Annotated in this window: 1 protein-coding gene; it reads right to left on the bottom strand. The window is 58.4% G+C overall.

From position 1 onward, the window contains the following. Positions 1-367: 367 nt before the first annotated feature. Positions 368-529 (bottom strand): DUF6522 family protein, encoded by a 162-nt coding sequence (locus G6N73_RS38985; RefSeq protein WP_425484203.1) that lies wholly within the window; start codon positions 527-529, stop codon positions 368-370.

Here is a 529-nt window from a genome sequence, read left to right as displayed (position 1 = left end):
CGGGGCGACTCTGGAACTTGAGGCCAAAGAAAAAACTCTCCAGCGCCACCCTGATATCATCAGTAAGACGGGACGGGGGCGGGTCGTAGTTCATCGCAGAGGCTCATGCCGTTCTTCGGGAGGTCGCTTTCTAGATATTCAACACAGATATAAACCGGCGGGTTCACCAGAATCCGCACCCGGGTGTGAACCGGCACCAAACCATAACCCCTACCCCAATGTGTGTGAACCGTTTGATTTATTCCGCTTTTTCCTGACCAACGGAGGGGTCACTGTGAATCGGCGTGGGGTTTCAGCGCCGATCGGCACTATAAGCCATTGAAATGGCGGGTGGGTTTGCTGCGGTGCTGATCGACACTGGTGCGGATCAAGCGCCGCCGCGGCTATGGCGCGTGGCGCGGATGACTCGCTCCTCGACGACATCGTTGTGATCGTTGACGATCATCCTCCATGCAACCGCGCCGGCGCGAAGCGTCAGCCTGTAGTGACCGGCATCCTCGCCGTGCCCTTGCTCGACACGGCTCGTCAA

Source organism: Allomesorhizobium camelthorni (assembly GCF_011045125.1).
GTDB classification, from domain to species: Bacteria; Pseudomonadota; Alphaproteobacteria; order Rhizobiales; family Rhizobiaceae; genus Allomesorhizobium; species Allomesorhizobium camelthorni.
Note: the sequence above shows the minus strand (reverse complement) of the source record. Positions and strands in the feature narration are given on the sequence as shown.